Annotated in this window: 12 protein-coding genes and 1 other RNA gene; 9 read left to right on the plus strand and 4 right to left on the minus strand. The window is 50.7% G+C overall.

The annotated features are described in order from the left end of the window. Positions 1-65 precede the first annotated feature (65 nt). A complete protein-coding gene (locus BMW93_RS15985) occupies positions 66-1,487 on the minus strand; it encodes an alpha-L-fucosidase (protein WP_090378063.1) in 1,422 nt (473 codons plus the stop codon). 41 nt (positions 1,488-1,528) lie between these two features. Further along, a complete protein-coding gene (locus tag BMW93_RS15990; protein ID WP_090378066.1) occupies positions 1,529-2,572 on the minus strand; it encodes an isoaspartyl peptidase/L-asparaginase family protein in 1,044 nt (347 codons plus the stop codon). A gap of 272 nt (positions 2,573-2,844) precedes the next feature. On the opposite strand from BMW93_RS15990, the gene BMW93_RS15995 reads away from it, so the two are divergent. From BMW93_RS15995 to BMW93_RS16005, 3 genes are read left to right on the plus strand one after another with little or no spacing between them, the layout of a single operon-like run. Next, entirely contained in the window at positions 2,845-3,735 is an 891-nt protein-coding gene (locus BMW93_RS15995) for a hypothetical protein (RefSeq protein WP_090378069.1), read from the plus strand. Between the two features lie 21 nt (positions 3,736-3,756). Continuing rightward, the gene (locus BMW93_RS16000) at positions 3,757-4,395 is read left to right on the plus strand and encodes an ATP-binding cassette domain-containing protein (protein ID WP_090378072.1); all 639 of its coding nucleotides are present in this window, start codon (positions 3,757-3,759) and stop codon (positions 4,393-4,395) included. Then, the gene (locus BMW93_RS16005; RefSeq protein ID WP_090378075.1) at positions 4,392-5,465 is read left to right on the plus strand and encodes a hypothetical protein; all 1,074 of its coding nucleotides are present in this window, start codon (positions 4,392-4,394) and stop codon (positions 5,463-5,465) included. Before BMW93_RS16000 ends, BMW93_RS16005 begins: the two co-directional genes overlap by 4 nt. Positions 5,466-5,768: 303 nt before the next feature. Here the strand turns inward: BMW93_RS16005 and BMW93_RS16010 are convergent, their stop codons facing one another. Then, the gene (locus tag BMW93_RS16010) at positions 5,769-6,479 is read right to left on the minus strand and encodes an SDR family oxidoreductase (RefSeq protein ID WP_090378078.1); all 711 of its coding nucleotides are present in this window, start codon (positions 6,477-6,479) and stop codon (positions 5,769-5,771) included. A 46-nt stretch (positions 6,480-6,525) separates the two neighbouring features. Further along, the gene (gene yiaA / locus BMW93_RS16015; protein ID WP_090378081.1) at positions 6,526-6,960 is read right to left on the minus strand and encodes an inner membrane protein YiaA; all 435 of its coding nucleotides are present in this window, start codon (positions 6,958-6,960) and stop codon (positions 6,526-6,528) included. 150 nt (positions 6,961-7,110) lie between these two features. Here yiaA and fabG point away from each other — a divergent pair, with 150 nt between their 5' ends. The 6 genes from fabG to rnpB all read left to right on the plus strand — a co-directional run bounded on the left by fabG (position 7,111) and on the right by rnpB (position 13,963). Next, entirely contained in the window at positions 7,111-7,857 is a 747-nt protein-coding gene (gene fabG / locus BMW93_RS16020) for a 3-oxoacyl-[acyl-carrier-protein] reductase (RefSeq protein ID WP_090378086.1), read from the plus strand. Between the two features lie 74 nt (positions 7,858-7,931). Then, entirely contained in the window at positions 7,932-10,004 is a 2,073-nt protein-coding gene (locus tag BMW93_RS16025) for a hypothetical protein (protein ID WP_090378089.1), read from the plus strand. 22 nt (positions 10,005-10,026) lie between these two features. Then, entirely contained in the window at positions 10,027-10,974 is a 948-nt protein-coding gene (locus tag BMW93_RS16030) for a DUF2279 domain-containing protein (protein ID WP_229240497.1), read from the plus strand. 53 nt (positions 10,975-11,027) lie between these two features. Then, the gene (locus BMW93_RS16035) at positions 11,028-12,011 is read left to right on the plus strand and encodes a DUF2027 domain-containing protein (RefSeq protein ID WP_090378095.1); all 984 of its coding nucleotides are present in this window, start codon (positions 11,028-11,030) and stop codon (positions 12,009-12,011) included. 94 nt (positions 12,012-12,105) lie between these two features. After that, positions 12,106-13,446, plus strand: a complete 1,341-nt coding sequence (locus BMW93_RS16040; RefSeq protein WP_090378098.1) for a DUF4403 family protein — start codon at positions 12,106-12,108, stop codon at positions 13,444-13,446. Positions 13,447-13,553: 107 nt separating this feature from the next. Further along, positions 13,554-13,963: RNase P RNA component class A (rnpB, locus tag BMW93_RS16045), an RNA gene on the plus strand. Positions 13,964-13,989: the final 26 nt, after the last annotated feature.

Below are 13,989 nucleotides of genomic sequence, written 5' to 3' on the forward strand. Positions count from 1 at the left end.
TCGAAAGTGAAGATCGTTTTTTTTAAGCGAGTTCACCAAATCTATTGCTGTTTTCCTATCAGCTCTTAGTTTATCACAAATAAATAAGCTGGCTGCGTTCCAACTTCTGCAACCGTCCTGGTAGGCAACTCGATCGCTCCGTCCTTCACTTTCAATGCCTTTTTACTACCTGCAAATGTAATTTTGGCTTTCGCAGGCAGCTCCAAACCTTCCGGCTTCAGACTTGCCGGCAGCTTCTCACCGTTTTCGGCGAGGTAGAATGCGTAAGTAGTGTTGCCCTTTTTGGTATATGCCCATTTGCCGGCGCGGTAAGGAGCGAGTGGCTTGGTTTCGTAGATGCCTACACCGTTCACATTCATCCATTTACCCATTTCTTCCAGGCGCGTATAAGCTTCTTCGTGCCATTCGCCGTCGGGGCCGGGCGCTACGTTGAGGAGGAGGTTACCGCCTTTTGCGACGATATCAACCAATGTGTGAACCAGTTTCTGGGTCGATTTGAAATTCTCTTTCGGAATATAAGACCACGAATCGCCCATCGTCATGCACGATTCCCAGGGAATGGACATGTAATGATCGGGAATCGATTGCTCGGGCGTTAGGTAGTTCTCGAACTCGCCGGTAACGGTACGGTCTACCACGAGCAGGCCGGGCTGGTGCGAGCGGGCCATTTTGGCGATGCGCGCCATGTCTATGTCCTGGTCGTAAGGAATGGTTTTCTGCCAGCTGATGGTCGTATCGATGCTGCTGAACGGACGTACCCAGCCACCGTCGAGCCACAGAATGTCCACCGAGCCGTAATCCGACATCAGTTCCTCGATCTGGTTGTAAGTAAAGTCTTTGAACTTGTTCCAGATCTCGGGACGTTTCTTCGGGTCGTAGGATACGTTGCGGTCCTTCGGCGGGAAGTAGGGCCACCAGTAGGAATCGGTATGCCAATCCGGTTTGGAGAAATAGGTACCTGTCATGAAACCTTCGTTACGGAATGCGGCGAGCACTTCCTTGGTCACGTTGGCCTTCGGATTGTTTTTGAATGGCGTGTTGGTGATCTTGTAATCGGTATATTTCGAATCGAACATCGAGAAGCCGTCGTGGTGTTTCGTTGTGAAAACCACATATTTCATACCCGCACCTTTGGCAGCTTTGGCCCATCGATCCGGGTTAAACTTGACGGGGTTGAAGGTTTTGGCAATGTCCTCGTAAGCCTTTTTGTATTCGAACCAATCGTGCGAATGCGGCCCGCGGCGCTCGCACCAGCCTTCGTCCTCGGGGCATAGCGACCACGACTCTACGATGCCCCATTGGCTATACGTTCCCCAGTGCATCAGGAGGCCGAACTTGATATCCTGCCATTTGGAGAGCTTTTGCTGCACAAGTGGGTCGGTGGGGGCAACGTACCTGGAATGGTTTTGCTCCGAATGCTGCTGTGCATACGATCCGGACGCAAATAGCAGCCCTGCGAGGAGCGCCGCTGTCGATTTAAGATTCATTGTAATGGTTAAGTGTTTGGTAAATGCTTCTATCTGAGGGTCTATGCGAAATGACTTTTGGAGTCAACCACCTTGCCTTTGCCGTCGCCGGTGGTAATGGTATATGCAAAGCCGGGTTGAACAGAGTAGGCGCCTACTTCGCCTTGCTTGTTGACGGCGATGAAACCTACCTGGAAGGTTTTGGCACGCTCGGGATCACGCTTTACAATCCTTTCCACCGCCTTTTTGCAGGCCTCTTCGGGTGTGGAGCCATTACGCATGAATTCCACGACCAAATGCGTTCCTGCCACGCGGATCACTTCCTCGCCTTGTCCGGATGAGGTAGCAGCGCCGATTTCATTGTCCACAAACAAGCCGGCGCCGATAATCGGCGAATCGCCCACGCGGCCACGCATTTTGAAACCCATACCGCTGGTGGTACACATGCCCGAGAGGTTGCCCTGGGCATCCAGTGCGAGGGTACCCATGGTGTCGTGGTTGAAATCGCCGTTGTCCAGCCGCGCGGGGGCGAATGGGCCGTGGCCTTTCGATTGCTTGTGTTCTATATTGATAACCGGCTTGTATTCAGCCTTTTTCAGCCATTTTTTATACTCTTTTTCAGCGTCCGGGGAAAGCTTGCCGGATTCCAGTTTGAAACCATTCGCCAATGCGAATTGCTGCGCACCGGCGCCGACGAGGAACACGTGCGGGGTCGTTTCCATCAGCTTGCGGGCTACCGATACCGGATGTTTGATCCTTTCGAGGAATGCTACGGCACCGCAGTTCGATTTTTCATCCATAATGCACGCATCCAGCGTCACATGCCCGTCGCGGTCGGGGTTACCGCCCAGGCCTACGCAGCAATTGATATCGTTTTCAATAGCGATAGCGGCTTGCTCCACGGCGTCGAGCGCGCGGCCTCCTTTTTCCAGTACCGGCCATGCGGCGGCGTTCGAGATCTGTCCGCTGTCCCATGTGGAGATAACCAGAGGTTTACTTGCCACAGCGGTACCGGGCGCGGGAGTTTTTGCAAACAACTGATTTACGCGGGTAAATGGCAGGGCAAAGGCCGACAGGCGGAGGAAGGATCGACGATTAGTGTTCATGGTGTCCGGAATAACGGGTTTGGAATAGTAAGTGTAGTTTTATAAAATTTTAAAAATGCTGGGGCTGATTAATTAAAATTTTTTCAAATATACATCCCGCGAAATTTGTGATCAATGAAAATATGAAATTTCATATGATCTGTTCATCCAAGTCCTTTATTTTGAAATACTGCTTTTTCAACACTTACTAATTTTTTGAACCTAAAAACAGGTGGTTTCTGATTTAATGGCAACCTTTGGCTACTTGTTTAGAAAAAAGAAAGACATACACCATGACGAACTCTCCAAAGGCATGTGTAGATGTGGCCATCAACGCCTATGGCAAACCATATCAGACGGCCATCACCCTGCTGACGCTCATGAAGCATTCGCACCAATGGATCAATAAGATCTATTTTGTGGAAGAAGCCAGGCAGCCGGAGCCGCCGAATTTCAAGTTCATTTTCGATCATTTCGGCGATAAGATCGTCTATTACAAGCCCAATGTCTGGCTCTGGACGAAAAACGTAAAATTCAATTTCCTGCTGAATTTCAAACGGTACCGGCATGCTATCCGCTACCAGTATGCGTGGGAGAAGTCGGACCAGAAATACCTGCTGGTGACGCATAATGACGTGTATTTCAAAAGCGATCTGGTAGGCGAGTACATCAATGGCATCGGCAATGCGGCAGGTATCGGTAGTGTCGGGCAATGCTGGGTATGCCCTGCCAAAGAGGCGGGCCTCTGCGACTCTGAAAAATATACGGAATACAAGCCGGACTATAACGAGCTAATGCAGCTGGCTGCCACTTACCCGCAGGCCCGCACGGGCGAGTACAAGCTCGTGGTCGACCCGGCCACGCCATGGCCGTTGCCAGAATGCCGGTTGAATGAATATGTGGCGATGATCGATCTCGAAAAGACCCGGAAGGATACGATGCCGGTCGGTAAAGGCGCCGCATTTGGTGCATACGACCGTCTGGATGTGGGTGTGAAATGGTTTGCCGATATGAACAATGCAGGCCATCGTTTCAAACATTTCAATTACGATCCCTATGCGACGCACAGTTGGATCAGCTTGCAGAATGCAGGGCATAATGCGCTTTTCGACAAGGACCTTTACCGTCATGAAGAATCGGTTGCATTGCAGGTATTGAAAGACGAGTTTAATATCGTTCCTTAATGTAAACGGCCATTCTGCGATATGGTATTGGAAATCAGTCAGCTAACGCAGCGGTATGGCGAGCGGGAAATCCTTTCGATCCCGTCTTTTGAAATCGGGAAAGGCATTTACTGGATACAGGGAGAAAACGGGGCGGGTAAGTCGACGCTTTTCCGGACGCTGGCGGGAATGCTGCCGTTTGAGGGAAGCGTCCGCATCGACGGTCAGTATGACCTCAAAAAACACCCGGTAGAATATCGCCTCCGCCTGAACCTTGGCGAAGCCGAGCCGCTTTACCCCTCGTTTCTCACACCCGCCGACCTGATCGCCTTCGTTGCTGAGGCGCAGAGGGCTTCCCGCGAGCAGAGCGAAAAGCTCGTGGAAGCATTCGGGATCAACTATCTTCAAAACCCTTTTGGTAGCTGTTCCAGCGGAATGGTGAAAAAAGTATCGCTGCTGCTGGCATTCCTCGGCGCCCCTTCGGTCATTATCCTCGACGAGCCGCTCATTACCATCGACCGCGAAGCGCGGGAAGTGCTTTTCGAACTAATCAAAGAGTACCACCGCAATGGCGTCACGTTTCTGCTGTCGTCGCACCAGTTATTCGAGCAGGAAGGGCTGCACGTTTCCCAGAGTTTCCGGTTGAAGAATAAAACCCTCATTGCCACCGACGCACTATGAAAATGTTGCTGCTCTCAACCGTTTCAGCTTTTTTCAGGCAGCGGGCAGGGACTTTCCTCGTTTTGCTAGGCGTGCTTTTCGGGTTTTTGAGCGCCAACGAGCACCATGCATTCGCCGTGTTTTTCCTCACCGGTAGTTATGGAATGCTGAGTCTTTTTGTGATCTGGTTGATTTACAGCTTGCTATGTGTTCAATTTTTAATTAATACCTGGAAGTTACCTGAATACACATTCATCTTCCACGCCCGCACGTGGCCTGCGCTTATACGTGCGCGAAGATTTTCGGTGCAGGCATTGGGCTTTCTTCAACCTGTTCTTTACTACGGCGTTTACCTGTTGATTATCGCTATGCAGGACAACTTACTTGCCCGGATCTGGCCGGTTATACCTTTTTACATTGTATTAATTCTAATGCTCTGCTTTGCCGCAGAATGGCGCATTCGAAAGCCGGTTCTGTATGTGGCTGTCAAAGGAAAAAGCGTGATCAAATGGCCGTTTCCTCGGCCCAAGTCCTGGCTTTACTGGTCGATGGAATGGCTCGTGCGCGAGCGCGGCATTACTTTGCTGGTAGGGAAACTGGGGGCAATGCTGGTAGCGGCAGGGACAATGCTGTATTACAGTACCGGCGAATACGATATCCGAATGCCGGCCGTCGGGATGTCGCTCGCTTATCTGCTCAATCTCGGGCTTTCATTGGAGCTGTATCAATGGGAGGCTGAAATCTGGCTTTGGGGAAGGTCGCTGCCCATGCCAATTTGGAAGCGTTGGGGAAGGGTAGTCACGGCGCACTTGATATTAATTGTCCCGGAAACGATGGTGGTACTTCGCAGTGGCGCTCTTGGCTTTGCGGAAGTAGCACAGTTGTACCTGCTGGGCTTGACGATCCTCATCGTCTCTCATCTGTATTTGTACAAAAGGTCAGGGCTGCCGGAGAATGCAATGCAAGTCTTCCTGTTTGGGTTTGTAGGCCTTACCTTATTGATTTTATACAAAATACCCTTGCTTCTGCTCTCCGCTTGCGGGTTGGTGTTCTCGCTTTACGCATCCTGGCCCAGAAGTATTCAGAAGTAGTCAGGTATGGTCAGGGGGGGCAGGGGTGGTCAGGTATGGTCAGTTGTTGTCATTGGTGGTCAGGTGTAGTCAAGTTTTGTCAGGTGTAGTCAGGTGTAGTCAGGTGTAGTCATGTGTTGTCATTTAATGGTCAGGTGTGGTGAGAAGATAGGCTATCTTTGACAATACCTGACAACGCTTGACCACACTTGACAAAACTTGACAATACCTGACAACGCTTGACAAAACTTGACCACACTTGACAAAACTTGACCACACCTGACAAAACTTGACTACACCTGACAACAAATTTCTAAACGGAGCTTACTTCGGTGTGGTAGGCCGGACTTCGATTTTGCTCGGCAGCGTCCGTGCCGGCATTTTGATCAGGTCGGACACGATCTGGCCGATATCTTCCGGCTGGATTTTCCAGGCATCCTTATCGGACGGCTCGTGGTTGTTGAACTCCGTCGCGACGGAGCCCGGCATAATGGTCGTAACCTTCACGCCCGCATTGCGTACGTCGAGCATCATTGCCTGCGAGAAGCCCACCAGACCGAATTTGCTGGCATTGTAAGCCGTGCCGTTGGCAAAGAAGTTGGTACCCGCCAGGCTGGCGATGTTGATGAAGTAACCTTTCGATTCGGTCAGTGCGGCGATGGACGCCTTTGCGCTGAAAAACACGCCGGTAAGGTTAATATCGATCGTTTCCTGCCACAATTCAGCGCTTAGCTCCTGGATAGGCGCGAAATGGCCCACGCCCGCATTGGCGATAAAGTAATCGAGCCGTCCCCACTGGCCGAGCACGGTTTGTACCGATTTCTCTTGCGAAGCCAGGTTTCGCACATCCGACTCGATGGCCAATGCATAACCTTCACGGATTTTATTCAAAGCATTTGCGGCCTCGTCGGCATTTTGTTGTGACCGGCTTGTAATTGCCACACGAATGCCGTCACGGATCAGCGCTTCGGCAATACCATATCCTATTCCTTTGGAACCGCCTGTGATCAGGGCTGTTTTGATTGTTTCTGCCATTACCTGAGTTTAGTTTCAAAAATTTGCACGTAACGGCTTAACAGCATCAATGATCAGAAGGTTTGGAAAATGAGCTGCCGGTTTCAAAAATCGCCGTGTCACGGGTGTTTTTCTGAACCGCGATTGCACCGAAAATACCTAACAGGTAGGCAAATGCGTAAAAGCCTTTTTCGCTGGGCAGCAATGTGGCATTCCATAGGCCGACCACGAGCAGCACGATGGCGAGGATCGTCGAAAACCAGGCGATACCATAGTAAATAGCCGTTACGGGAACGCCTTCCAGCCGGTCGCGGACGCTCTTTTGTACCGACACGGCAGCGAAGAGGCCGTACATTAATACCGTAAAATAATAACCCTTTTCGCTCAGCAGCATTTCCGACCGCCAGAGGCCGATGATGAACCCGGCCATCCCGACGCCCAATGCGATCCAAGACGCGGCAATGAAGGCTCCGGAGGTTTTCTGGACATTTGTAGTGTTCATGTTAGTGTAAGTTAAATTGTTGGAGAAGGTTTTTTGCCTGAATATTACATCATTTTGTAATAAAGTACCATAGTGTGTTTATTTGCCGGTCTCTGCCCAATGTCCTATTTTTGCCGGCAGTATATATTTTGACAGATTCTAATCCTATTTATGAAGTTAGTAGCAAATAAAGTTGCATTGGTAACAGGAGCTTCTCGGGGTATCGGACGTTCGATCGCGTTGCGCCTGGCTCAGGAAGGTGCTGATGTCGCATTTACATACCTGTCCAGCGTCGAAAAAGGCGAAGCTTTGGCCAAAGAACTGGAATCTTACGGTGTGAAAGCGAAAGGCTACCGTTCGGATGCTTCCGATTTTCAGGCAGCAGACCAGCTCGTTACCGACGTCATTGCCGATTTCGGCAAGCTCGATGTGCTCGTCAACAACGCCGGCGTTACCCGCGACGGGCTCCTCATGCGTATGAGCGAGGAGCAATGGGACACGGTGGTGAACATCAACCTGAAATCGGTTTTCAACCTTACCAAAGCTGCTACGAAATCCATGATCCGTGCCAAAAGCGGATCAATCATCAATATTACATCGGTTGTCGGTATACGCGGCAATGCGGGGCAGTCGAACTACGCTGCTTCGAAGGCCGGTATCATCGGTTTTACCAAATCCATTGCATTGGAGCTGGGTTCCAGAAATATCCGCTCGAATGCAGTAGCACCCGGTTTCATCGAAACTGAAATGACCGATGCGGTAGATGCGAAAGCGGTGGAAGACTGGAAACAGTCGATCCCGATGAAACGCGGAGGCCAGCCAGAGGAAGTGGCGGACGCCTGCGTGTTCCTTGCTTCGGACATGTCGCGCTATATCACCGGCCAGGTAATCCAGGTCGACGGTGGTATGTTAACATAGAGTGTTTCTTCGTTAGTAAATAGCTGGCGGTTTCGTTGTATATTGTAACGTCGCCAGCTATTGAATCCCAACCCATGCGGTCAGAGCTTATATTCCAAACCCCTTACTGGTTCATCATCTTCTGCGTGCTTGCCGGCCTGGCCTATGCCTGGCTGCTCTATCAGCCGCAACCGGCCTGGGGCAAAAAGCTGAACTACGCGCTGGCGGCCGTGCGGGGCATTGTGGTCGCATTAATCTGCTTCCTGTTGCTGAGTCCGCTCGTGCGGCGCACACAAACTTCGGTCGACAAGGCCAAGATCGTTTTCGCGATTGATAACTCCGAATCTGTCGGCAAACACGGCCAGGCTGCGATGGAGCAGGTGAAGGCCGCTGCCCGTGAATTGAACGATTCCGGCTTCGAGGTAAGTATCGAGTCGCTCGAAGGCACGCAGGCCAATGCAGATTCCCTTGCATTCAATCAAAACAAAACCAATCTCGCGAACCTCCTGCAAACGGTGCGTACCAACTTTGAAGGCCGCAACCTGACCGACGTGGTGCTGCTTTCGGATGGGATCGTGAACCAGGGCGTTTCGCCGACCTATAACCGTTATCCGTTCAGGGTCAATGCGCTGGCGATAGGGGATTCGGTGCCGAAGCTGGATATCCGCGTGAAAGATGTGGTGAGCAACCGCATTGCATACCTGGGGAACGAGTTTCCGATCCGGGCTGAAATTGCCGCAAACGGTTTGCAGGGCAAAAGCACTACGGTCACTTTGAAGCAAAATGGCCGTGTCATCCAGAGCCAGCCGGTAGTGATCGACCGGGCGGACTTTTTCAAGGCATTTGATTTCAAAACCTCTTCTGCCCAAAAAGGCGTTCAACATTATACTATCGAGCTGGGTGCCGTTTCGGGGGAAACTTCGGGACGGAACAACCGGAAGGATGTTTACATCGATATTATCGACGGCCGACAGAAGATATTGCTCATGGCCCTCGCGCCGCACCCTGATATCAAAAGCATCCGGAGCGTGATCGAGGCGAACGATAATTATGAGCTGGATATCAATATATTATCCATTGCCAACAACCCCCCGGCCACTACCAAGCCTTATGACCTTGTGATCCTGCACCAGATTCCGAACGTGCTCGGGCTGGGTAACACTCAGGTCCGCAAGCTGCTGGATGCGAAAATGCCATTGTTTTTCATTTTGGGAAACCAATCGGCGGTACCGCTGGCGAGTTCGCTGAACAGGTCGCTGTTCATCAATGCTTCTGCGAATAATCAGATCGACAAGGTGACTGCGCGGTTCAATCCTTCATTTTCACAGCTGAACCTGGATGCCGAGAGCCTGAAATTGCTCGAACGCCTTCCGCCGCTTTCGGTGCCTTTTGGGGAATACAATATTTCCTCGGGCACCGAAACCATATTGTATCAAAAAGTAGGAACGCTCAATACGAACAAGCCGCTACTGGTTTTGAATACCAATGGCGACCAGAAGACGGCGGTACTGGCAGGAGAGGGGATCTGGCAATGGCGACAGGAGGAATTTGCCCAAACCAGCAAGCAGGAAGTGGTGGATAACCTTTTTCAGAAGCTCATCCAGGTGCTTTCGGTGAAGGAAGATCGCCGGAAATTCCGTGTTTACCCGATCAGCAACGAGTTCGAGGCGGGGGAGCAGGTGGCATTCCAAACGGAGGTTTACAACGATATTTACGAACCGATTTTCGGTCAGGAAGTGAAGCTGGAACTGGTGGACGAGAAGGGGAAAAGCAAACAGTTCACCTATACCCACGCGAAGGAGACGCCCCGGTTTAACGTGAGCGGGCTTGCGGACGGCGTTTACCGGTATGCGGCTTCCACGACGATGAAAGGAAAGCAGGAAAATGTGTCGGGCCAGTTTGTGATCCGTAATGCCGACCTCGAACTGAGCAATACCACGGCGGATTTCGGAATGCTCCGCGATCTCGCGCGGCGGTCGGGCGGTACATTTATCACCCCGGCATCGCTGCAACAATTTATTCAAAAACTAAAAACTGACCGCCCGGCCGACAGGCTGGACAGCACCGAAGATATGGTCGAGCTGATCTATCTGAAATGGCTGTTTTTGCTACTGGTAGTGTTGCTGGGTGCGGAATGGGGACTGAGAAAATACCATGGCGGTTATTAGGCTCTTGTCCCGGTATGATCGAATGCGTTTTACTCTTCATTGCTTACTGATTGGCCTGCTGGCGGGAACGCTGTCTCCCGGGTACGCGCAGGTACTACCCGCCGATACATTTGCCCTGGACGCGATCGTCCGGGACACGCTAGTCCTGGATTCCGTATCCGAGGTGAGACCTAATTACAAATTGCTTCGCGGTATTTTTGCGGCCCAATCGGCTGTTTACCTGGGTACCATTTATGGGTTGAGCAAGTCGTGGTACAAGAACCCGCTGACCAAATTCACCATCGAGGACGATAGCCGCGAGTGGTTACAAATGGACAAAATGGGGCACCTTTACACATCGTACCAGATTGCCCGGCATACTGCGGCGCTTTATAAAAAGACAGGTATTTCCAAAAGGCAAATGCTTGTTTACGGCGCCATTTCCGGGGTGATTTTTCAAACGCCCATTGAAATCCTCGACGGCTTCTCGCCCGACTATGGTTTTTCGCCCGGAGACATGATTGCGAACATTACCGGCTCGGTACTGTACCTCGGGCAGGTAGCATTGTGGGACGAGGTGCGCATTCAGCCCAAGTTTTCGTTCCATTATACTTCGCTGGCGCATGTGCGGCCGCAATTGCTTGGTGGCACGTGGTCGGAGCGGTGGTTGAAAGATTATAACGGACAAACCTACTGGCTCTCGGCCAGCCCGAAATCATTTTTCAAAGGTTCCGGTTGGCCTGCCTGGCTTTGTTTTTCAGTAGGTTATGGTATCCAGAATATGGTTTCGGCGGAGAGCGACAAGAGCATTGAAATGGGTTACCGGCCCTACCGGCAATATTATTTGTCGCTCGATATCGATCTGACAAAGATCAAAACGCGCAGTAAGTTTGTTAAGACGCTGGGTTTCCTGGCCAATTCAATCAAGATTCCGGCCCCGGCATTGGAATTCAGCCGCAAGGGCGTCGGTTTCAAGCCATTTTATTTTTAATTATATTATTTGAACTAAAAAACGGTTCAGGTAACGAGAAAGCAATATTTACTATGAATATCGGAGATAGAGTACGATTGGTACACGGCAGGGAAGAGGGTGTTATTTACGCTTTCTTGCCAGGTAATGTGGTCGAAATCGAGATTGAGGACGGGTTTCGCATTCCCGTTCTGAGAAATGAGATTGTGACGATTTCTCCTGTGGAATCGCAACGGATGGTGAAGCCGGAAGAGCCGAAAGCGGTCGCAACGCGCGCGGACGTGATCGTGCCACGCAATGCGCCGTTTGCGGAAAAGGGCATTTACCTCGCATTCATTTCCATCAACGACCGCGCATTAACGGTTCACGTCATCAATAACACCGACTGGATATTGCCATTCACGGCCGTAGCGGCATCCGAATCAGTGAGCACAGGGCTGGCCGCGGGCGTGCTGCAACCGCGTACTTCACAAAAACTGAGCGAAGTATTGATGAAGGATTTTGAGTCGTGGCCCGTGTTCGACATTCAGGCATTGTATTTCCGCGAAGGCAATCACCAGTTGCCCGTCGCATTGCACAAGCGCATTCGTTGCCGTGCGCAGTCATTTTACAAAAACAAAGGCAAAGTACCGGTACTGGCGAAGGATGGGTTTGTGTATCAACTCGATGAAGAAAACCTGAAACGCGAGGTGCCCGGCATTTCGGAAGATGTGGCAGGGGAGATCAAGGCAAGTATGCTGGGGCAATCGGTTGCCGAACAGAACAGCCTTCCCAAGCCGGAGCAGGTGATCGATTTGCATATCGAAAAGCTGGTGAACAACCATAAAAGCCTCTCGAACGACGCGATCCTTAAAAAGCAGCTGGACGTTTTCGAGAGTAACCTCGAATCGGCCATTGCCAATGGAATGGAGGAGATTACATTTATACACGGCGCAGGCAGCGGCGCCCTGAAAAACGAGCTGCATCGCAGGCTGGGCAAGAACCAGCATGTGCATTTTTTTAAAGACGCATTAAAAGAGAAATTCGGATACGGTGCAACCCTCGTCAAAATCAAGTAATGTATACGTCAGGCGCGGTTATTTTTGGGTAATCGCTCTGGCAGCTGTCGTTTTTTGGAGCTGCGGTTCTAAGAAAACCTCCCCTAAGGCCCCCATGGAAGAATACAAATATTCGGATAAGGAGATCCAGAACGAGAAACATTTGTCGGTACTGAATGTGCCGATTGAGATTCCGGTAGCGGAGATCGAAAAGCAGATCAACAACCAGATCAAAGGGTTGATCTACGACGACAACAGCTACGAGGACGAGAACAACGACAACCTGAAAGCGAAGGTCTGGAAAATCAGCCCGATCAAAGTCGTTGCGATCGATTCTTCATTCCTTTTTGAAGTACCATTGAAAATCTGGGTGAGTGCGGGTTACAAAGTCAGTCCGCTCGGCATGACGATGTCGGGTTATAAAGACACCGAGTTTTCGATCCGCATCCGGCTGATTTCCAAAATAGGCATTACGTCTTCCTGGCAAATCAAATCGGATACCTACGTCGACAGCTACGACTGGATCAGCGAGCCGAATATCCGTGTGGCGGGCATCAATATTCCCATCAAGGGTATGGTAAGCCGCATGCTGAACAAAAATTTTGACAAGATAACCGACGCGATCGACCAGCAGGTAGCGACGAACCTGGAACTCAAAAAGAATGCGGAACTGGCCTGGAACATCGCGCGCCAGCCCGTAATGCTCGCGAAGGAATATGATACCTGGCTGGTGATCGTACCTACCGGTGTGGAAATGACCCCGTTACTTTCGAAAAATAATATCCTCCGTTCAGTCATTGGAATTAAAGGTTACACGCAAACGATCACGTCAGCGGTAAAACCTGCCGTGGCGCCGCTGCAAAAGTTGCCTGACTTGCGGATCGTGGATAAAGTCCAGGACGATTTCAAGATCGGGTTGATCAGTCTGGTATCGTACGAAGACGCCGCGCGGCTGGCTACGAAACAGTTTGCCGGTGAGAAATTTTCGTTTTTGGGCGGCAAATATCATGTAGAGGTTACTTCCATTGAAATGTACGGCCAGAACGACCGGCTGGTGATCAAAGCGGGGTTGAAGGGAAGCATCGGCGGCGACATTTACTTAAAGGGAATACCTTACTATGATCCCGCAACCCAGCAGTTGTCGCTCAAAAGCCTTGATTACGACCTTGATACCAAAAATTCGATTGTCCGGACGGCGGGCTGGCTCTTGCAGGGGCAGTTTAGCCGGATGATGGAGAAGCGGATGGTGTTCCCCGTCGGCGGCCAGATTGCGGATGCGAAAACGACCATTCAGAAAACGTTGGCTAACTATAAAGTCACCGAAGGTGTAGTTGTAAAAGGAATACTTTCCGATATTGTACCGGATAAGGTTTACCTCACTCCGAAACACCTTTATTCTGTTGTATTTGCGACTGGAAAGGTGAATTTGAAAGTCGACGGATTGAAAGGAATCTGATCAGAAATTTGTACAAAAATCAGCGTAAGTGCCATATTTTTTACTTTTTATGGTATATTGACTGCTGATCGAAAGAAAGTATTTCTTAGCTTTGTGGTCAGAGGAAAGGTCTAAGCTGTCCTGCCGCTGCGGTTTTTTAAATCGGGGAGGAAAGTCCGGGCAGCATAGAGTGCCGTACTTCCTAACGGGAAGGCAACGTACCGGCGACAGTCCGTTGACAGCAAGTGCCACAGAAAAAATACCGCCCTGGCATATTTTTTGTATGCCTCGGTAAGGGTGAAAAGGTGGAGTAAGAGCCCACCGGTTCCCTGGCGACAGGGAATGCATGGTAAACCTTACGGGCTGAAAGATCAAATAGGTGTTGGTTAATGGGGCTACTCGTCCCTGCTCTCCGGGGCGCCGGCACGGGTAGATCGTTAGAGGTTCCGGGTGACCGGAATCCTGGATAAATGGCAGGAGCGGAGATCAGGTTTCCTGATTGACGTTACAGAATCCGGCTTACAGGCTTGGCTTTTTTTCTGATTTTTGAATTTATTTATAATG

Source organism: Dyadobacter sp. SG02, assembly GCF_900109045.1.
GTDB lineage: Bacteria > Bacteroidota > Bacteroidia > Cytophagales > Spirosomataceae > Dyadobacter.

Coding starts and splice junctions, on each gene's coding strand:
- BMW93_RS15985 (WP_090378063.1), bottom strand. CDS start 1,487: ATGAATCTTAAATCGACAGCGGCGCTCCTCGCAGGGCTGCTATTTGCG.
- BMW93_RS15990 (WP_090378066.1), bottom strand. CDS start 2,572: ATGAACACTAATCGTCGATCCTTCCTCCGCCTGTCGGCCTTTGCCCTG.
- BMW93_RS15995 (WP_090378069.1), top strand. CDS start 2,845: ATGACGAACTCTCCAAAGGCATGTGTAGATGTGGCCATCAACGCCTAT.
- BMW93_RS16000 (WP_090378072.1), top strand. CDS start 3,757: ATGGTATTGGAAATCAGTCAGCTAACGCAGCGGTATGGCGAGCGGGAA.
- BMW93_RS16005 (WP_090378075.1), top strand. CDS start 4,392: ATGAAAATGTTGCTGCTCTCAACCGTTTCAGCTTTTTTCAGGCAGCGG.
- BMW93_RS16010 (WP_090378078.1), bottom strand. CDS start 6,479: ATGGCAGAAACAATCAAAACAGCCCTGATCACAGGCGGTTCCAAAGGA.
- yiaA (WP_090378081.1), bottom strand. CDS start 6,960: ATGAACACTACAAATGTCCAGAAAACCTCCGGAGCCTTCATTGCCGCG.
- fabG (WP_090378086.1), top strand. CDS start 7,111: ATGAAGTTAGTAGCAAATAAAGTTGCATTGGTAACAGGAGCTTCTCGG.
- BMW93_RS16025 (WP_090378089.1), top strand. CDS start 7,932: ATGCGGTCAGAGCTTATATTCCAAACCCCTTACTGGTTCATCATCTTC.
- BMW93_RS16030 (WP_229240497.1), top strand. CDS start 10,027: ATGCGTTTTACTCTTCATTGCTTACTGATTGGCCTGCTGGCGGGAACG.
- BMW93_RS16035 (WP_090378095.1), top strand. CDS start 11,028: ATGAATATCGGAGATAGAGTACGATTGGTACACGGCAGGGAAGAGGGT.
- BMW93_RS16040 (WP_090378098.1), top strand. CDS start 12,106: ATGGAAGAATACAAATATTCGGATAAGGAGATCCAGAACGAGAAACAT.